Genomic DNA, 19,745 nt, shown 5'->3' with positions numbered 1-19,745 from the left:
GTTACGTTTTCAAATTTTCCGGACCGAAGGAATAGGGCAGAAGCTCGGCGAGCGACAGCGTGAGCCGCACGCCGTCTGGTCCTGCGATATGCACCGGCGTCTGTGGCGACGCAAATTCGCGAATGCGCTGGCGACAGCCGCCGCACGGCGTGCACAGACCCTCGCCATCGCCGATCACCAGCATTTCCGCGATACGCGTCTCTCCGGCCAAAGCCATCGCGCTGATCGCGCCGGTCTCCGCGCAGGCGCCTTGCGGATAGGCGGCGTTTTCGACATTGCAGCCCGCGAAAATGGCGCCCGAAGGCGTGCGCAACGCGGCGCCGACGTTGAAATGCGAATAGGGCGTATAGGCCCGTCGTTGTGCCGTTTTGGCCGCGTCGAACAGCGCTGCGATTGAGGGTTCAACGCTCTTTGACATAGGGAATTCCCGATGCTTTGGGGGGAATCGCCTTGCCGATGAAACCGGCCAGCAGAATGACGGTCAGCACATAGGGCAAAGCTTCGATCGCCTGCACCGGGACTTCGCCGAGGCCCGGGATGACGAAGCCCTGCAGGCGGATCGACAGTGCGTCGAGAAAGCCAAACAGCAAGCAGGTGGCGAGCGCGGGCAGCGGGCGCCATTTGGCGAACACCAGCGCCGCGAGCGCGATGAAGCCTTTGCCGGCGCTCATATGCGGCTGGAAATAAGCGGCCTGCGCGACCGAAAGATAAACCCCGGAAAGACCGACGAGAACGCCGCAAATCACCACGGCGCCGTAGCGCAAAGCGCGCACGGAAATGCCGGCGGTGTCGACGGCGGCGGGATTTTCGCCGACCGCGCGCAGGCGAAGGCCGAAACGAGTCTTGTAAAGAACCCAATAGGTGATCGGCGCCAGCGCGAAGGCGGCATAGGTCAGGATATCATGGCCGGAAATCAGATGCTGATAGATCGAGCCCAGAATCGGCACGCCGCTGAAGCTTTGCGCAAAGGGCAGATCAATCGGATTGAACATGGCGGAATCGTCGAGCTGAGGCGTGCGCCCGCCTTGCCCCCACCAGGCGTTGCCGATCACAGCCGTCATGCCGTCGGCGACCATATTGATCGCGACCCCCGATACAATCTGATTGGCGCGCTGGTCGATCGACGCATAACCGTGGATGAGCGATATGATGACCGTGGAGAGGACGCCGGCGCACAATCCCATCCACGCGCTGCCGGTCAGGGTCGCAGCCGCGGCGCCGGCGAACGCCCCGGTCAGCATCTTGCCCTCCAGGCCGACATCGACGATGCCCGAACGCTCGGACCACAGACCGGCGAGGCAAGCGAGGATCAGCGGTACGGCGAGACGAATGCCGGAACCCAAAATAACGATCGCGGCGTCGAAGGTTTCCACGCTCGGTCACCCCCGCTCGACGGCTGGCGCATCGACCGGGCGCGCGGCGAATTTCGCCAGCAGATTCGCGAGCGGTGCCCGGAACATATGTTCCAGCGCGCCTGCGAACAGCACGACGAGGCCCTGGATGAGGACGATCATGTCGCGGCTGATCTTCGGCTTGTCGAATGCGAGCTCGGCGCCGCCCTGGTAGAGCATGCCGAACAGGATCGCCGCCAGAACGATGCCAGCCGGATGCGCGCGCCCCATCAAGGCGACCGCGATGCCGACAAAGCCAAAGCCGCCCACATATTCCAGGATCAGGCGATGTTGCTCGCCCAGAATGACATTGACCGCCAGGCCGCCCGCCAGCGCGCCCGACATCAGCGTCGTGATCATCGTGATGCGCGCGGGCGATATGCCGCCATAGACGGCGGCCGTCGGATTGGCGCCGACGGTGCGGATTTCAAAGCCGAGGCGCGTGCGCCAGATCAATATCCAGACCGCGAAGGACGCGATCAATGCAAGGAAGAACGACAGATTCAGCGGCGTTACCGGCCATTTGACGCCAAAATAGGTCAGAATCGCATGAAGCTGCGGCACCCAGCCGCCGGGCGGAAAAACATGTGTTTCCGGATTCATCTGGCTGGGCTCGCGCAACACCCGGACCAGAAGATAGCCCATGAACGCCGAGGCGATGTAGTTGAACATGATCGTCGTGATAACGAGGTGGCTGTCGCGCTTGGCCTGGAGATAGCCGGGAATGGCGGCGAAGGCGGCGCCGAACAAAGCAGCGGCGGCGATCGCGACGACCGCCAGTGTGTAGCCCGGCAGAAAGCCGAGATAGAGACAGGCGAGTGCGGCCCCTAAGCCCGCCACATAGGCCTGGCCCTCGACGCCGATGTTGAACAATCCCGCCTGGAAGCAGATGGCGACGGCAAGGCCCGTGAAAATAAAGCTCGTCGCATAATAGAGCGTGAAGCCGATGCCTTCGAGATCGCCCAGCGCGCCCCCTAACAGCAATTTCACGGCCTCAAAAGGATTCTCCCCGATCGCGATGACGACAAGGCCGGAGATCACGAACGCTGCGGCGACGTTGATGAGCGGAATCAGCCCGACATCGGCCCATTTGGGAAGCTCGACGGGCGCGCTCATGCCGCGTGCTCGCTGACACCGGCCATCAGCAGGCCAAGATCCTGCTGGTTGGTGTCCTCGGGGCGCCTCTCGCCGGTGATGCGCCCCGCGCAGACGACGAGAATGCGATCCGAAAGCGCCATGATCTCGTCGAGCTCGACCGAAACCAGCAGCACCGCTTTGCCTGCGTCGCGCAAAGCGACGAGACGTTTGTGGATGAACTCGATGGCGCCGATATCGACGCCGCGCGTCGGCTGGCCGACCAGGATCACATGCGGATTGCGCTCGATCTCGCGCGCCAGGACAATCTTCTGCTGATTGCCGCCCGAGAAATTCGCCGTCTTCAGCAGCGGCGCGCGCGGGCGGATGTCAAAAGCTTCCATCTTGCGCGCCTGATCGGCGACAATAGCGGCGCGGTTGAACAGCAAACCGCCACCATAAACCTTGTCGTCCTGGAACCCGAGCATCGCGCTCTCGCAGGCCTGGAACGGCATGACGAGGCCCATGCGGTGCCGGTCTTCCGGCACGTGCGAAACGCTGAGCGCGCGCATCCCCTTGGGGTTTCGCAGCTCTACGGCCGGCTTCTCGCCATTGAGGAGAATTTCCCCCGATGTCAGTACGCGGATGCCAGCGAGCGCCTCGAGCAGCTCCGACTGGCCGTTGCCCGCCACTCCGGCGATGCCGACGATCTCGCCTCTGCGGAGCGTGAAGGAAACATCGTCGACGCGCGTCACGCCGCGGTCGTCGCGCACGACGAGATTGCGCGCCTCCAGCGCGATCTCGCCGGGATGAGCGGCGCCTTTCTCGATGCGCAGGATGACTTTGCGCCCAACCATCGCATCGGCGAGTTCAGGCGGCGAAGTCTTCGCGGTCTCGAAAGTCGCCACCATTTCGCCGCGGCGCATGACGGAGACGCGGTCGGTGAGGCGCATGATCTCGCGCAGCTTGTGGGTGATGAAAATGACCGTTTTGTTCTGCGTCTTGAGCAAACGCAGCATTTCAAACAATTGGTCGGCCTCGGCCGGGGTCAGCACGGCGGTCGGCTCGTCGAGAACCAGGATTTCGGCGCCGCGAACGAGCGCTTTCAAAATCTCGACGCGCTGCTGCAGGCCGACGGATAATTCGCCCACGATCGCATCGGGGTCGACTTCGAGCCCATATTCGCGTTCGAGCTCCGCCAGCTTGGCGCGAAGCGCGTCGGCGCCGCGCGCCAGCAAGGCGCCGCCCTCGGCGCCGAGCATGACGTTTTCGAGAACCGTCAGCGTCTGCACGAGCATGAAGTGCTGATGCACCATACCGATGCCGTGACTGATCGCCTCGCGCGACGAGGAGATGCGAACCGGCGCGCCGTTGACGCGAATTTCGCCGGCGTCCGCTTCGTAGAACCCATAGAGGATCGACATCAGCGTCGATTTTCCGGCGCCGTTTTCGCCGACGATGCCATGGATGATTCCGCGCTCGACGCGCAGATTCACATTGTTGTTGGCGTGAACCGAGCCAAAACGCTTATCGATGCCAATAAGTTCAATGGCGGGCGCCTGATCGCGGGCCTCGTCTGTCAAACAAGCCCCCCAAGGCTCTGATGGATGAACGCATTCTCGAATACGAAATCGTAGGCCATGCTTCGGCCTCGTCTTTGCGAAACGCCCCTCCGGCCAGTCACAATCCGGCCGCAGGGGCGAATTCGATCAAGCGCCCCTAGCTCAGATTGGACACTTGTTGTCGCTCATGTAGTCATGAATCTGGATCTTGCCGGCGACGATGTCGGCGGAAGCCGCATCGACGGCCGCCTTCGTTTCAGGGGTGATCAGCGCCTTGTTAAAATCGTCAAGCGCGTAACCGACGCCGCCTTCCTTGATGCCGAACACGTTGAATCCGGGCTTCCAGGAGCCCTCTTTGGCGGTGTTGAAGAAATTATAAGTGGCGACGTCGACCCGCTTCAGCATGGAGGTCAGCACTTTGCCGGGGAACAGGCCGTTCTGATCGGAATCGACGCCGATGCCCAGCTTGCCAGCGTCGGCGGCGGCTTTGAGAACGCCTTGGCCGGTCGCGCCCGCCGCGGCATAGACGACATCCGCGCCGCGACCGATCTGAGACTTGGCCAATTCGCCGCCCTTGACCGGATCGTTCCAGGCCGCCGGGGTCGTGCCCGTCATATTGGCGAACACTTCATCCTTGCCGTCGACATATTTCACGCCCTGAGCGTAACCGCATTCGAATTGCGAAATGAGCGGAATGTCCATGCCGCCGACAAAACCGACCTTGCCGGTCTTGGAGGTTTTAGCGGCGATGACGCCGACCAGGAACGAACCTTCCTGGGCCTTGAACAGCATCGATTGAACGTTCGGCTTGTCGACCACCATATCGATGATGCCGAATTTGGTGTCCGGAAATTCGCCCGCGACCTTATCGAGCGCCGACGCCCAGGCGAAACCGACCGTCAGGATCGGACTGAAACCGTCCTTGGCGAATTTACGCAGATCCTGCTCGCGCTGCGCATCATTCTGGATCTCGAGATCGCGAAACTCGATGCCGGTGTCTTTCTTGAATTTCAGGGCGCCGTTATAGACGCCTTCATTGAAGGATTTGTCGAACTTGCCGCCGAGATCATAAATGACCGCCGGCTTGATGTCCGCGGCCAAGACAGCGCTCGAAGCCAAAAGCGCGAGCCCGAACGCCGCGCTGACGCCCGAACACAAATACGCTGATTTCCGACTCATCATACCATCCCCCGATACTGCCGACGTTGCACCCGCGCATTGCAACAAAGATGCCAGGCGGCGCCGCGCGGCTAAACGGCCTAGCGAGAAGTCTTGACCAATTGGTCAAAACGATTGCTTGGCTCCTGTGCGAAGTCAAGCGAATTTGTGGAGTTCGCGGCGAGCGCTTCGACAGGCGTTCGCTTGAGTCGATGACGAGAAAACGTTCTCAATCGAAAAGAACCGAGACGCTCTCTTCCTTGACGATGCGCGCGATCGCCTCGCCGACCAGCGGTGCGATCGAAATGACGCGGATGTTGCGGGCCACACGCACCGCCTCGGTCGCCGCGATCGTGTCGGTCAGCACCAATTCCTTCAGCTTGGAGGCGGCGATGCGCGCCACCGCGCCGCCCGACAGCACGCCATGGGTGATGTAGGCGGACACGCTCAGCGCGCCCTTGTCGAGCAGCGCGTCGGCGGCGTTGCACAAGGTGCCGCCGGAATCGACGATGTCGTCGAGCAGGATGCAATTGCGCCCGCGCACGTCGCCGATGATGTTCATCACCTCGGACTCGCCCGCCCGCTCGCGCCGCTTGTCGACGATGGCGAGCGGCGCGTCGAGGCGCTTGGCGAGCGCGCGCGCGCGCACAACGCCGCCCACGTCGGGCGAGACGACCATCACGTCCGCGACGGCCTCGCGCGCCTGAATGTCGCGCACCATCGTTGGGGCGGAAAAAAGATTGTCGGTTGGAATATCGAAAAAGCCCTGGATCTGACCCGCGTGAAGGTCGACGGTCAGAACGCGGTCGGCGCCCGCGCGGGTGATCAGATTGGCGACGAGCTTGGCTGATATCGGAGAGCGCGACGCCGACTTGCGGTCCTGGCGGGCGTAACCAAAATAAGGCATGACAGCGGTGATGCGCTGGGCCGAGGCGCGCCGCAGCGCGTCGATCATGATCAACAACTCCATCAGATTGTCATTGGTCGGATAGGAGGTCGATTGGATGATGAAAGCGTCGCGCCCGCGCACGTTTTCCAGGATTTCCACGAATATCTCGAGGTCAGCGAACCGACGCACATGACATTTTGTGAGGGGTTCGCCCAGATAGGCGGCGATTGCCTCGGCGATGGGCCCGTTTGAATTGCCCGCCAGTATTTTCATCGCGCCGATCATTCAGAACTCCCGCCCGCGGTCGCCATTTGCCGGAACCTAGAAAAGCGCCAAGCCCCGACGCGCCCGGCATCGAGGCAGGCGCGTCATAGCAGCCGAGTCGGCGGCGAACAATATGTCGGGCTCATGACGATCGCGGGGAGGCGGCCGCTTCAATTGACCGGTGCGTAACTCAAGGGTTTGGCTTCCGAACCCGCCAGCGGCTGCACCGCGGCGACCGCCTCGGGCGTATTGGACAGGAATGCGGCGAGATCGTCGGCGCTTTTGGCCGCGACGCTGGCCAAGGCGGCTTCTCCGACGATGCGCCAGGGATCGGAGCCATCGCCCTTGACGTCGAGGACGTCGTCGACCCGTTGCGTGCGCTGTCTATCCTTCGTGAATACGTCCCAGACATATTCGACCGCCGCCCCATCCGCCGTCGCATAGGCCGAGAGATAACCGCGCACGAGATAGCGCGCCTTTTTTGCGTCGGCGATGACGATGTCGTGCGCCGCCGCCTCCCGCGCCATAATTTGGGAGAAGCTTGCCGAAACCGCGGCAGGCGGGCCGTCGACCGAGACGAAGGCGACGCTCGCGCCCGCGAGGCTGACGTCCGGGCGGCGGACGAATTGGGGATGAGCGTCGGTATTGGGCGTCATCTCCGCAACCGTCTCGACACAGCCGGCAAGCGGAAACGCTAGCGCCAACACGCTGTACGCGGCGAGAGCCGGGCCGGAACGCCGACCGCCTTTCGCGGAGAAAAAATGCGCCAACAGAAAAACCTTACGCTTTACCATTCGTTAAGACAGCTACCCCTATTTCACGACGAGGTCCAGATCGGGGGCGTTGATCGGCTCGGCCCGCGACGCGCCCACCAGATAGGTCCGCCCGAGACACATCGCCGTCTGGCTGTCGCTGTCCATCAAGATCATGTGCAGGAAATAGACCTGCGACGGGGCGATCACGAATTCATTGCCCTCGTAAAACATGGGTGTATCCATCCAGGACGGGGTGAATTTGGCGCCGAGCGCATAGCCGCAGGCGTTCAATCGATGACGCGACAGATCATGCGCGTCAAAAACGCGGGCGTGCGCCTGAAAGACGTCGCCAGCCGTCCGGCCGGGACGCAGTTCGGCTTCGCAGGCTTCAAGGGCCGCGCGCGCGGCGGCATGATAGGAGCGATGCAAGGCGCTGGGGCGCCCGACGATATGCGTGCGCATGATCGCGGCATGATAATGCCGGTAGACGCCGGCGAATTCGAGTGTGATCTGATCGCGCTCGTCGAGCTTGCGCCGCCCGCTCTTATAGCGGCACAGCAAAGCGTCGGCGCCCGAGCCGATGATGAATTCATTGCCGGGATAATCGCCCCCGCCCGCGAAAATCTCGCTATGCATGGCGGCGAGGATCGCGCCTTCGTCCACGCCCGCCCCGGTCCGCTCGATCGCCGCGCCGTCGGCAAGATCGGAGAGCCGCGCCGCTTCGCGCACGAAAGCGATCTCGGCGTCCGATTTCGTCGCGCGCAGTTCGGCGACGAGGCGCGAAGCGTCGGTCTGCGTCACAAAACCATCCAGCGCCGCCTCAAGCCGGCGACCGTTGAAATGGGTCAGGCCGTAGCTGTCGTTTTCAACGCCGAACCGGCCGCGCGCGCCGAGGTCCTCAAGCATCGCTCTCAGATCTTTAGCCGGATTGGCGCTCACGCCGTCCTTCCAAACGCGAATGTCTGAGATATCGGATGTATGCTGGGCCTGCCGCAGATCCGCCGAGCGGGTCAGCAAGGCGATGGCGCCGTCTGCGCCGACATAAAGGCATTGGAAAAAGCAAAAGCCGAACGTGTCATAGCCTGTCAGCCAGAACAGGCTTTCCTGCGCAAAGAGCAACATACCGTCGAGGCCGTTGGCAGCCATCGCCGCCCGGAGACGCTGCTTGCGCGCGGACATTTCGTCGGCTGTGAAATGGACGGACATATGTCCCTTTGTTAAATGAAAAGTGAGAGGATCGGCGCTCGACATCTCGCATAGACAATGCTGATCGTCAAAAATGACCGGATCGGGGAGCGCGCGGAAATTACGAAAGAGAGTACGGTTTTCCAGCGCTTCTGGCGGCGCGATCAGGCAAACTCCACCTCGGCGGCGGCAGACGCGCCGCGGCTGCGCCCGCTGCAACTGGATCGATCCTTCCCGCTCTGGATGCGGGCTTTCGTGCGCGGGCGCGAAAGCGGGCTGCTCGTCATCGCCGCGATCATCGGGGCGCTCAGCGGACTGCTGGTCGCAGCGATGAGCGTCGCATCGCAAGAAATGCATGAGATTTTCTTTCAGATCCCCCATGCCGCATCGCTCAGCGTCACCCTTGTCCGCGATTCCTGGCGCGTCGTCGCCTTTCCCTTCCTTGGCGGCGCAATCCTCGCCCTCCTCGGGCTTTGGGCGAAGGACAGATTCCGCGGCCGCCTCGCCGATGCGATCGAGGCCAATGCGCTGCATGGCGGCCGGCTATCGGCCAGAGGAAGCCTTTACATCAGTGCGCAAACACTGATTTCCAATGGTTTTGGCGCTTCGGTCGGGTTGGAGGCCGCCTATACCCAGATGTGCGGGATGATCGCCTCGCTGCTGGGTCGCGGGCTGGGCGCCCGTCGCGTCGATATGCGCTTGCTGGTGGGATGCGGCGCGGCTGGCGCGATCGCCGCCGCTTTCGATGCGCCGTTCGCCGGCGCCTTCTATGCTTTTGAGGCGATCCTGGGCGCCTATAGCGTCTCCTCGCTCATGCCGGTCGCGATAAGCGCAGTTCTAGGAACCGTGGTCGCCGACCGGCTGCTGGTTCATAAGCCGATCCTTGCGGAAGCGCTGCTCTCCGTCACCACCCCCGCCTTGGCTGCGCACGCCATTATCATCGCCTTTATCGCCTCGGCGGCGAGCGTCGTGTTGATGGAAGGGGTGGCGTTGGTCGAACGCAGCCTCGACGCCCTGTCGTTCCCCAAGAATCTGCGACCGATCGCTGGCGGGCTGCTGGTCGGCGGCCTCGGACTGCTTGGCCCGGAGGCGCTTGGCGCCGGCCATGGCGCGCGCGGCATGGTCTTGACGGACAACCTGGTCGTGACCCAGCTTCTGTTCGTTCTGGCGCTCAAAGGGCTGGCGTCGGCGGTTTCGCTCGGAGCCGGATTTCGCGGCGGCCTTTTTTTCGCTTCGCTGCTGATCGGGGCGCTGGTGGGGCGTCTATATGGGGAAAGCCTCGACGCGCTTTCGCCCCTGATCGGGGTCGATCCGACGTTGCTCTCAATCCTCGGCATGGCCGCGGTCGGCGCCGGCATCATCGGCGCACCGCTTGCCATGACTTTTCTCGCCCTCGAGGCGACAAGCGACTTTCGCATCATGGTCGCCGCATTGTTGGCCAGCGCGCTCAGCGGCCTGATCGTGCGTGAGACTTTTGGCTATTCCTTCGCCACCTGGCGCTTTCATCTGCGCGGCGAGGCGATTCGCGGCCCCCAGGACATCGGTTGGGTGCGCGATCTCAAGGTGGCGCGCCTTATGCGCAAGGACTTCCGCGCGGTCGCAGCCGATCGAACGATCGCCGCCGCGCGCATCTTGTTTCCCGTCGGGATCGTCAAGGAATTGTTCCTGACCCAAGCAAACGACGCTTATGTCGGCACCGTGCTGGTCAGCGATCTGCACGCGGCGGCGTCTGAAGATTCAGGACGCATCGATTCGCTCGCCCATTGGGTGGACGATTTCCTCGTCCCTCAATCGACGATCCGCGCCGCTTTGGACCTGTTCGAAAAGAGCGAGGCGGACGTGCTGCCCGTCCTCGCCGACGCGCAATCGCGCCGAATCGTCGGGACATTGTCGGAAGCGCACGCCCTGCGCGCCTATGGACGCGAGCTTGAGAAACGCAACCGGGAGCTCATCGACCGTTAGATCGACGCGCGCTTCAAGAGCCAAGACGACAGCGTCAAAAGCCAGACGCTGAACCGGCCGGGCCGCGATCGTCATTGGCGCCGAATAATTTGTAGTCGCCGGCCGCCTGGGTGCCAAGACTGAGCGGCTGCGCGTCGCCGCCGCCCTGCGCCGGCAAGGCGATGCTCGGGCCGCCGAGCAGAATGCCCTCCGCCAATCCCCAGGGCTCGACTTCCTTGATTTGGTAGCCCATCGCCTCCACGACGGCTTTCGTATCGGGCGACAAAGCCATGCGCTCGGCGAGGACGACGTCGGGCAACCATTGCTCGTGGATGCGCGGCGCATCGATGGCCTCCTGCACCGTCATGCCATGATCGATGACGTTGAGGATCGCTTCGAGGGTGATGGTGATGATGCGCGAGCCGCCAGGGCTGCCGATCACCATGACCACCTTGCCATCCTTGGTGACGATGGTCGGGCTCATCGAGCTCAGCGGCGTCTTGCCCGGCGCGATCGCATTGGCCGCGCCCTGTACGAGCCCGAACATATTGGGCACACCGGGCTTGGCGGTAAAATCATCCATCTCATTGTTCATCAGAATGCCGGTGTCGCCGGCGACTTTCTTGATGCCGAACCAATCGTTCAGCGTGTAGGTCACCGCCACGGCGTTGCCCTGCGCATCGGCGATCGAATAATGCGTGGTCTGGGCGCCCTCGTGCAAATCTTTTCCAGGTCCCAGATCGGCCGAAGGCGTCGCCTTCGTCGCCGGAATGCTGTCGCGGATTTTTGCGGCATAGCTCTTGTCGAGCAATTGCGCGATAGGATTCTGCACGAAGTCGGGGTCGCCGAGCTTGTTGTTGCGGTCGACATAGGCGTGTCGCGCCGCTTCGACCAGAACGTGGAACTCCTCCGCCGAATGGAAGCCCATGCGGTTGAGATCGTAGCCTTCCAGAATGTCGAGAATCTCGCAGATGATGACGCCGCCGGAACTTGGCGGCGGCGACGAATGGATCTCGTAGCCACGATAATTGCATTCGACCGGCTTCATCTCGCGGACCTTATAGCCTTCGAAATCCGCCTTCTGGAAGATGCCGCCGCCCGCGCGGCTCGCCCCGACGATTCCATCGCCGACACCGCCGTGATAGAACGCATCGGCGCCGTCTTTGCTAATGGCCTCCAACGTCTTGGCGAGATTGGTCTGCACGAGCCGGTCACCGACCGCGTAAGGCTTGCCGTCCTTCAGGAAAATCGCCGCGGCAGCTGGATCTTTAAGAAAGCCTGCGGTCCCCTCGTGGAGCAGCGCGACGTCGCCCTGGCCCAAGATAAAACCTTCCCGCGCCAGCTTGATGGCGGGCGCCATCACCTGCTGGCGCGTCAACGCGCCATATTCGCGGAGCGCCGTCTCAAATCCGGCGACAGACCCAGGAACGCCGACAGCCAGCCAACCGTCCGTCGACAACCCCGGCACCACCTTGCCGCTCGCGTCCTGATACATCTTCTCGGTCGCCGAGAGCGGCGCTTTTTCGCGAAAGTCCAGGAACACCGAGCGGCCGTCCGCGAGGCGGACGTTCATGAATCCGCCGCCGCCAATGTTTCCCGCCGCCGGGTAAACGACCGCCAGGGCGTATCCGACCGCGACCGCCGCATCCACGGCGTTGCCGCCTTCCTGCATGATCTGCGCACCGACGTCGGAGGCCAGGTGCTGTCCCGTCACCACCATGCCGTGGTTTGCGCCGACGGGGGCGGGCGAAACAGCGAATGCGGCGGTCGCGCCGCAGGCGACAGCGATTGCTGCAAGAGCACAGACTCTTCTCACGGCGCACCTCCCTTGGGAAAACATTAGTTTTGGATGCTGGCACAGCCGGGCGCGACGGTCAAAACGCGAATTGTTAACCGATGGCGGCGCTTGAGAAACGCGCTTTGCAAAGGCCGCCTCAAAGCTTAAATGAGACATATCATGAACGACATTCCCAAAGACCCGCCAGCGCCCGAGGCGCCGCCCTTCGACGGGCCGGAGGACGACGAGGAGGACGCCTTCCCCGGCGTCGAACTCGACCTCGGACAGGAGGATTCCGGGCCCGCCTCGCTCGCCCGCGGCGCGGCGGTCATCAAATCCTTCTGGCGGCATGCGCCCAACGGCCCCGGCGTCTACCGCATGTTCGCGCAGGACGGCGAAGTCCTCTATGTCGGCAAGGCGCGCAGCATCAAGAAGCGCGTGGCCAGCTATACAAAACCCGAACAACAATCGGTCCGCATTGCGCGCATGATCGCGCAGACCGCATCGATGGTTTTCGTCTCGACGGAGACAGAGGCCGAAGCGCTTCTGCTCGAAGCCAACTTCATCAAACAGATGAAGCCGCGCTACAATGTGCTGCTGCGCGACGACAAGAGCTTCCCCTATATCCTGATCAGCGGCGATCATGAGGCGCCGCAATTGCTCAAGCATCGCGGCGCAAGGACCGGCAAGGGCAATTATTTCGGACCTTTCGCCAATGTCGGCGCGGTGCATCGCACGCTCAACGCGCTACAGCGCGCTTTCCTATTGCGGACCTGCTCCGACAGTTATTACGAGAACCGGACGCGTCCCTGTCTGTTGTATCAGATCAAGCGGTGCGCGGCGCCGTGCACGGGTGAAATCTCGCTTGACGATTATAGCCAGCTCGTCGGCGAGACCCGCGATTTCCTATCAGGACGCAGCCGTGCGATCCGCCATCGCCTCGCGGCGGAGATGGGGGAGGCGGCTGAGGATTTAGCGTTTGAGAAAGCCGCACGTCTGCGCGATCGCATCGCCGCGCTTTCGGCGATCCAGGGCGAACAGAGCATCAATCCCAAGAGCATTCCAGAAGCCGACGTCTTTGCGGTGGCGGAGGAGGCAGGACAGTTCTGCATCGAGGTGTTCTTCTTTCGCACCTACCAGAACTGGGGTAATCGCGCCTATTTTCCGCGCGCTGACCGCAGCCTCGGACCCGCCGAAGTGCTCGACGCCTTCCTCGCGCAATTCTATCTGGAGCGGCCCGCGCCTCGCCTCGTGCTGCTTTCCCATGACATCGAGAGCCATGACGCTTTATGCGAAGCGCTCAGCGTGCGCTCCGGGCGCCGCATCGCCGTCGGCGCGCCCAAGCGCGGCGAGAAGCGGGAACTGGTTGAAAATGCGATGCGCAATGCGCGCGAAGCGCTGTCGCGTAAGCTCGCCGATACGGCGACGCAGGAGAAATTGCTGGGCGCGCTGGCGAGCGCTTTCGGCGTGGATCATCCGATCCGCCGCGTCGAAGTCTATGACAATTCGCATATCATGGGGACCAACGCGATCGGCGCGATGATCGTCGCGGGCGCCGACGGCTTTGTGAAAAACCAATATCGCACATTCAACATCAAGAGCACGAATCTGACGCCCGGCGACGATTACGCGATGATGCGCGAAGTGCTGGGACGGCGCTTTGCGCGCCTTGCCGAAAAGGACTATAGCGTGCCGGCGCCCGATGCGACCGCCGCCTTTCCCGACCGGCCCGATCTCGTTCTGGTCGACGGCGGACGCGGGCAATTCGAGGAGGCGCGGAAGATTTTCGCCGAATTGGGCATTGAGGGCATTCGCCTCGCCGCGATCGCCAAGGGTCCGGACCGCAATGCGGGCCGCGAGACTTTTTTTGTCGAAGGCCGCGAGCCCTTCCGGCTGGCGCCGCGCGACCCCGCGCTTTATTTCGTGCAGCGATTGCGCGACGAAGCGCACCGGTTCGCCATCGGCACGCATCGCGCCAAGCGAAAGAAGGAATTTGTCAAAAGCCCGCTCGACGAAATCCCGGGCATCGGCCCCGCGCGCAAAAGGGCGTTGCTGAACGCCTTTGGCACCGCCAAGGGCGTAGCAGGCGCGGGCCTGACCGATCTCGAAAAGGCGCCGGGCGTCAATGCGGCGACGGCTAAGATCGTTTATGATTTCTTCCATGAAGTCGACAGGAACTAACGCCGTGTGGTAGCAGGCCGCATGCTCGAAGGCCTGCCCCCCAATAATGCCGCTTATATGATGCGTCTCGTCTGCGATGAGGCGCGCGCGCGCGCAATCGCCGATCTTGTCGTCGAAAGTTTTGAGCCGGCCGAGACGGCGGCCTCGGCTTTCGAAACCGATGCGCCGCTGGCGAACGGCAAAGCCTGGATGGTCGAGGTCTATTTCGGCTTCGCGCCCGATGAAGATCTCTTGCGCGAACTCGTCGCCGCGGCGGCCGGGGAAGCGGCCGCCGCCGCGCTCGAATTTGGCCGCACGCCGGAACGCGACTGGGTCGCCAATGCGCTGGCCGGTCTTTCTCCCGTGCGCGCCGGACGCTTTCTCGTACATGGCGCTCATGATCGCGCTCATGTCAAAGCCAATGACATCGCGATCGAGATCGAGGCGGCGCTCGCTTTCGGCACCGGCCATCACGGCACGACGCGCGGCTGTCTCCTGCATCTGGAGCGCGTGCTGCGCCGCTGGCGTCCGAGACGCATTCTCGATGTCGGCTGCGGTACCGGCGTGCTGGCGATCGCCGCCGCCAAAGCGCTGCGAACCAAAGTTGCGCTTGGCGACATTGATCCCGTCGCCGTCGCCATCGCGCGGGAAAACGCGCGCCTCAATGGCGTCGGCGCCCTACTACATCCGTTGGTCTCGCGCGGCGTCGAGCGGCGGGAATTACGGTCGGGGGCGCCCTACGATCTCGTCTTCGCCAATATCCTCGCCAAGCCTTTGCGGGCGCTCGCGCCCTCGCTGAGCGCCGTGATCGCGCCGGCGGGCGAGGCGATCGTCTCGGGGTTGCTCGGTTCCGATGTTCCAGGCGTTCTGGCCGCCTGGCGCGCGCAAGGCTTCTTCCTGGCGGAACGCATGGACCTCGAGGGCTGGGCGAGCTTGCGGTTGCGGCGGGGCGGCTAAAGCCGAGATGACCTTCACGATCCATGCGGGGGCGGTTCACCCCATCTCCCTGACCGCCCGCGCCAGCGTCCGCAAGTCGCGCCAAGCCGCTCGTTTTTGCGCCGGTTGGCGCAAGAGATAGGCGGGATGAAGCATCGGCAGCGCCTTGATGACGGCGTCGCCCATTGCATAATCGTACCATTGCCCGCGCGTGCGCGTGATCCCTTCTTTCATGCCAAGCAGCGTCTGCGCGGCCGATCCGCCCAGGCACACGAGCAGTCTGGGCGCGACAAGCTCGATCTGGCGGCGGATGAACGGCAGGCAGATCGTCGTCTCCTGCGGCGTCGGCGTGCGATTGCCGGGCGGGCGCCAGGGCACGACATTGGCGATATAGACTTTCGACCGGTCGAGATCGATTGAGGCCAGCATGCGATCGAGCAATTGGCCGGCGCGGCCAACGAACGGGCGCCCGATTCGGTCCTCGTCCGCGCCCGGCCCCTCGCCGACCAGCATGATGCGCGCATCGGGCGCGCCATCTGCGAAAACCAACCGCGTCGCGGTCGCCTTCAGGCCGCAACCGTCGAACTTCTCCAGCGCCTCGCGCAATTCATCGAGATTTTTGACGGCCGCCACTATGGAAGTCGCCGAACGCCGCGCATCGTCCGGCGCCGCGGCGGCGTGCTCTATCCGCGTCGGCGGCAACGTGGCGACAACGGGCGCGGCTTTAAGTTGCGGCGCGGGGCGCTCCACGAATCGATCGTGCGGCGCCTCGTCAAGCGCCATATCCACCCCCGCCTCAACCCACCACCGCAGCGCCTCCGCGGCGCCTTGCCTTGTGAGGAGGTCCAAAGGAGGGTTCGTGGCTTTTGGCGGCATGAAAAAAGCCTTGAAAGAGCGGCGAAATGCGGAACGGCCGGACCTGGTGCGCATTTAGCACGACGCTTCTAGCCTTCGAAAGGGCAGTCGACATTTCGGGGGCCCCGGTCCAAAACAGCGCTTGTCATCAGGAAGCGAAATGTTTTTCCTCGCTTCCTCACGCTCATTATTCCTTAGGGGACAGGAATGGCCGGCGAATCCGAACTGCCCGCGCGCGAATCGATGGATTTCGACGTTGTCATCGTCGGCGCCGGCCCCGCGGGGCTTGCGGCGGCGATCAGGCTGAAGCAGCTCAACGCCGATATGACTGTGGTGATCGTCGAAAAGGGCTCCGAGGTCGGCGCGCATATCCTGTCGGGCGCAGTCATCGACCCGATCGGACTGGACCGGCTGATTCCCGACTGGCGCACCGATCCGGACCGCCCGCTCAAGACGGAGGTCAAAAAGGACCGCTTCATGGTGCTTGGCCCGTCAGGGGGCGTAACGCTGCCCAACTGGCCGATGCCCAGGCTTATGAGCAATCATGGCAACTTCATTGGATCGCTCGGCGCGACGACCCGCTGGCTGGCCGCCCGAGCGGAGGCGCTCGGCGTCGAGATCTATCCCGGCTTTGCCGCGACCGAAGTGCTTTTCGGCCTCCATGGCGAGGCGGTCGGCGTTGCGACGGGCGATATGGGCATTGGCCGGAACGGCCAGCATAAGGCCAGTTTCACGCGCGGCATGGAGCTTCGCGGCAAATATGTGCTGCTCGCCGAAGGCGCGCGCGGCTCGCTGACCAAACAGATCGTCGCCCGTTACAGGCTCGACGAGGGCCGCGATCCGCAGAAATACGGCATCGGCATCAAGGAGATCTGGCAGGTCGATCCGGCAAAATTTCAGCCCGGCCTCGTCCAGCACAGTTTCGGCTGGCCGTTAGGCGCGGGATCGAGCGGCGGCTCCTTTCTTTATCATTACGACGAGAATCTGGTCGCCGTCGGCTTTGTCGTCCACCTCAACTACACCAATCCGACGCTTTCGCCCTTCGACGAATTCCAGCGTTTCAAGACACATCCTCTGATTGTCGATACGTTTTCAGGTGGCAAGCGCCTCGCTTATGGCGCGCGGGCGATCAGTTCGGGCGGTTGGCAATCGACGCCAAAACTCAGCTTTCCCGGGGGCGCGCTAATTGGCTGCGCCGCTGGATTCGTCAATTTCGCGCGCATCAAGGGTTCGCATAACGCGATTCTTTCGGGAATGCTGGCCGCCGAGAAGATGCATGAAGCGCTTGGCGCGGGCCGCGCCAATGACGAACTGACCGCTTATGAGGAGGCGTGGCGCGCTTCCGACATCGGCCGCGATCTGTTCAAGGTGCGCAACGTCAAGCCGCTCTGGTCGCGGTTTGGCCTCGCCATCGGCGTCGCTCTCGGCGGCCTCGACATGTGGACCAATGAACTCATGGGGTTCTCGCTGTTCGGAACCCTGAAACACGGGAAACCCGATAGCGCGACGCTTAAGCCGATCGCTGAGGTCAAGCCGATCGTCTATCCCAAGCCCGATGGGCGCGTGTCCTTCGACAAGGCTTCGTCGGTGTTTCTGTCCAACACGAATCACGAAGAGGACCAGCCGGTCCACCTGCGTCTGAAGGACCCGACCATTCCGATCCGCGTCAACCTCCCCGAATATGGCGAGCCGGCCCGGCTCTATTGTCCGGCCGGCGTCTATGAAGTGGTCTATGGCGACGAAGCGGCCCATAAAGATCCGCGCTTCGTCATCAACGCGCAGAACTGCGTCCACTGCAAGACATGCGACATCAAGGACCCCGAGCAGAACATCAACTGGACCTGCCCCGAAGGCGGCGGCGGCCCCAATTATCCCAACATGTGACCAAATCCCTGTCGTCAAAATTTCTCATTTGCTCAAAACCGCCACTTTTCGCGGCGACTGATTGGCCTATAAGGCTTTAAGAGGAAATCATGCCGCCGGAGCCGCTCATCTCTCAGCGCAGGCGGGGAAAGAAAGTCGAAGCAGTGACTCCAATGATTCGCCACTCCCTGATTCGCGGCCGATCGGCCGCCCGCATCCTCGCCGCCGTATCCCTGGGGCTCTCCCTGTCGGCCGGCGCGGCTTTGGCGCGAGACGGCCTTGCCTTATCGACGTCGGTTGAAGTGGGCGAGAGCCAGTCCGGAAATTATCTCGCCGCGCTCGTTGCGGGCGCGGATCGCGACACGACCGCGGCGGCCGCCTATTTCCGCGAAGCGTTGCGCGCCGATCCGCGCAACCCCGAACTGATCGAGCGCGCCTTCGCGGCGGCGCTGGCGAGCGGCAATATGCCGGACGCGTTTCAACTCTCCGACCGGCTGCTGACGCGTGATTCCAACAATAGCCTCGGCCGCCTGACCCTTGCTGTTCGCGCGATCGCGGATGGCCAATACGCCGTCGCGCGCGTGCAATTGGCCGCGGGCGACGCCGGCAGGGCGCATGACGTGACGACGACGCTGCTCACCGCATGGAGTTTCGCCGGACTGAACGACGGCCACGATGCGCTTGCCGCCCTCGATCGCATTCGTGATCCCTCTTTCGCGGTTTTTCGGGACTATCACGCCGGCCTGATCGCCGACCTGACGGGCAATGCGCCCGAAGCTCTCAAGCGGTTGAAGGCCGCCTATGACGGCGAGAAAAATACGCTGCGGCTCGCCGATTCCTACGCTCGCTATCTCGCCCGGCACGGCGACCGCGACGGCGCGAAAAAGGTCTATGAGGATTTCGCGCATGTCCTCCCGCACCACCCACTTGTCGACGGCGCGTTGGCCGATCTGGCCGCCGGCCGGCCGCTCGACCCAATCGTGCGCAACGCCAAGGACGGCGCCGCCGAAGTGCTTTATGGGCTTGGGGGCGCGGGCAGCCGGCAAGGCGACGAACTGGCGGCGCTGATTTATCTACGCCTGGCGCTTTACCTGCGGCCCGACCACGCGCTGGCCGCCGTCACGGTCGCCGATCTCTATGAGCAGCTCAAGCAGAATCAGGCGGCGATCGACGCCTATGATCTGGTGCCTGAAACTTCGCCGATGCGCGCAAGCGCGAATATCCAGGCGGGCCTCTCGCTTGACGCGCTTGGCCGCTCCGACGAGGCGGTCAAGCGGCTGCAGGAGATAGTCGATTCCCATCCTAACGATGTCGACGCTTTGAGCGCCCTAGGCAGCTTGCAACGTTCGGCCAAGAAATTCGAGGACGCCGCGCAAACCTACACGAAGGCGATCGACCTCATCCCCAAGCCCGAGCGCAGCAATTGGACGCTGTTCTATTTCCGTGCGATCTGCTTCGAGCGCAGCAAGCAATGGCCGAAGGCCGAAGCCGATTTCAAGAAGGCGCTCGAGCTTTTCCCCGACCAGCCGTTGGTGCTCAATTATCTCGGCTATTCCTGGATCGACCAGGGCGTCAATCTTGATGAGGCGTTCAAGATGTTGCGCCAGGCGGTCGATCTGCGGCCGACCGACGGCTATGTCGTCGACAGCCTGGGCTGGGCCGATTACAAACTCGGCCATTACGACGACGCGACGCGCGAGCTCGAAAAGGCGATCGAGCTGAAGCCAGCCGATCCGGTCGTCAACGACCATCTCGGCGACGCCTATTGGCGCATGGGTCGCAAGCTCGACGCGCATTTCCAATGGAATCATGCGCGCGATATGGGACCCGAGCCCGAGGATCTGCCGGCCATCTTGAAGAAGATCGATTCCGGCCTGCCCGACGATGCGCCCGCCGCGACGCAAACGGAGCCCAAAAAGGACGGCGGCTGAGCCG

15 protein-coding genes are annotated in these 19,745 nt (G+C 63.1%); 5 read left to right on the top strand and 10 right to left on the bottom strand.

The window, feature by feature from the left end; genetic code table 11:
- Nucleotide 1 precedes the first annotated feature (1 nt).
- From GSQ90_RS16760 to GSQ90_RS16725, 8 genes are all read right to left on the bottom strand, one after another.
- Nucleotides 2–418, bottom strand: coding sequence for a cytidine deaminase (locus GSQ90_RS16760; protein WP_158815996.1), 417 nt, complete (start codon nt 416–418; stop codon nt 2–4).
- Nucleotides 402–1,373 (bottom strand): ABC transporter permease, encoded by a 972-nt coding sequence (locus tag GSQ90_RS16755; RefSeq protein ID WP_158815995.1) that lies wholly within the window; start codon nt 1,371–1,373, stop codon nt 402–404. Before GSQ90_RS16755 ends, GSQ90_RS16760 begins: the two co-directional genes overlap by 17 nt.
- A 6-nt stretch (nt 1,374–1,379) precedes the next feature.
- The gene (locus GSQ90_RS16750) at nt 1,380–2,507 is read right to left on the bottom strand and encodes an ABC transporter permease (RefSeq protein ID WP_158815994.1); all 1,128 of its coding nucleotides are present in this window, start codon (nt 2,505–2,507) and stop codon (nt 1,380–1,382) included.
- A complete protein-coding gene (locus tag GSQ90_RS16745; protein WP_158815993.1) occupies nt 2,504–4,048 on the bottom strand; it encodes an ABC transporter ATP-binding protein in 1,545 nt (514 codons plus the stop codon). The genes GSQ90_RS16750 and GSQ90_RS16745 overlap by 4 nt, the downstream gene beginning before the upstream one ends.
- Nucleotides 4,049–4,189: 141 nt before the next feature.
- Nucleotides 4,190–5,206 (bottom strand): BMP family protein, encoded by a 1,017-nt coding sequence (locus GSQ90_RS16740; RefSeq protein WP_158815992.1) that lies wholly within the window; start codon nt 5,204–5,206, stop codon nt 4,190–4,192.
- Nucleotides 5,207–5,414: 208 nt separating this feature from the next.
- On the bottom strand, nt 5,415–6,347 hold the full coding sequence (locus tag GSQ90_RS16735; protein WP_158816025.1) for a ribose-phosphate pyrophosphokinase: 933 nt from the start codon (nt 6,345–6,347) through the stop codon (nt 5,415–5,417).
- Nucleotides 6,348–6,508: 161 nt separating this feature from the next.
- A complete protein-coding gene (locus tag GSQ90_RS16730; protein ID WP_158815991.1) occupies nt 6,509–7,045 on the bottom strand; it encodes a hypothetical protein in 537 nt (178 codons plus the stop codon).
- 105 nt (nt 7,046–7,150) lie between these two features.
- A complete protein-coding gene (locus tag GSQ90_RS16725) occupies nt 7,151–8,299 on the bottom strand; it encodes a Xaa-Pro peptidase family protein (RefSeq protein ID WP_158815990.1) in 1,149 nt (382 codons plus the stop codon).
- A 57-nt stretch (nt 8,300–8,356) separates the two neighbouring features.
- Between GSQ90_RS16725 and GSQ90_RS16720 the strand changes: the two genes are divergently transcribed.
- Entirely contained in the window at nt 8,357–10,240 is a 1,884-nt protein-coding gene (locus GSQ90_RS16720; RefSeq protein ID WP_158815989.1) for a chloride channel protein, read from the top strand.
- 34 nt (nt 10,241–10,274) lie between these two features.
- Here GSQ90_RS16720 and ggt read toward each other — a convergent pair whose 3' ends face one another.
- Entirely contained in the window at nt 10,275–12,059 is a 1,785-nt protein-coding gene (gene ggt, locus GSQ90_RS16715; protein WP_158815988.1) for a gamma-glutamyltransferase, read from the bottom strand.
- Between the two features lie 117 nt (nt 12,060–12,176).
- Between ggt and uvrC the strand changes: the two genes are divergently transcribed.
- Entirely contained in the window at nt 12,177–14,177 is a 2,001-nt protein-coding gene (gene uvrC / locus GSQ90_RS16710) for an excinuclease ABC subunit UvrC (protein ID WP_158815987.1), read from the top strand.
- A 21-nt stretch (nt 14,178–14,198) separates the two neighbouring features.
- Nucleotides 14,199–15,113, top strand: a complete 915-nt coding sequence (locus GSQ90_RS16705) for a 50S ribosomal protein L11 methyltransferase (RefSeq protein ID WP_158816024.1) — start codon at nt 14,199–14,201, stop codon at nt 15,111–15,113.
- 36 nt (nt 15,114–15,149) lie between these two features.
- On the opposite strand, the gene GSQ90_RS16700 is transcribed toward GSQ90_RS16705, so the two are convergent.
- Nucleotides 15,150–15,968 (bottom strand): uracil-DNA glycosylase, encoded by an 819-nt coding sequence (locus GSQ90_RS16700; protein ID WP_158815986.1) that lies wholly within the window; start codon nt 15,966–15,968, stop codon nt 15,150–15,152.
- Nucleotides 15,969–16,154: 186 nt separating this feature from the next.
- On the opposite strand from GSQ90_RS16700, the gene GSQ90_RS16695 reads away from it, so the two are divergent.
- Both GSQ90_RS16695 and GSQ90_RS16690 read left to right on the top strand, forming a co-directional pair.
- Entirely contained in the window at nt 16,155–17,831 is a 1,677-nt protein-coding gene (locus tag GSQ90_RS16695; RefSeq protein ID WP_158815985.1) for an electron transfer flavoprotein-ubiquinone oxidoreductase, read from the top strand.
- 152 nt (nt 17,832–17,983) lie between these two features.
- Nucleotides 17,984–19,741, top strand: a complete 1,758-nt coding sequence (locus GSQ90_RS16690; protein WP_158815984.1) for a tetratricopeptide repeat protein — start codon at nt 17,984–17,986, stop codon at nt 19,739–19,741.
- Nucleotides 19,742–19,745: the final 4 nt, after the last annotated feature.

It is taken from the genome of Methylocapsa sp. S129 (assembly GCF_009765995.1).
Taxonomy (GTDB): domain Bacteria; phylum Pseudomonadota; class Alphaproteobacteria; order Rhizobiales; family Beijerinckiaceae; genus Roseiarcus.
The sequence above is the reverse complement of the archived record's forward strand: the minus strand, read 5'-3'. Positions and strand labels throughout refer to the sequence as shown.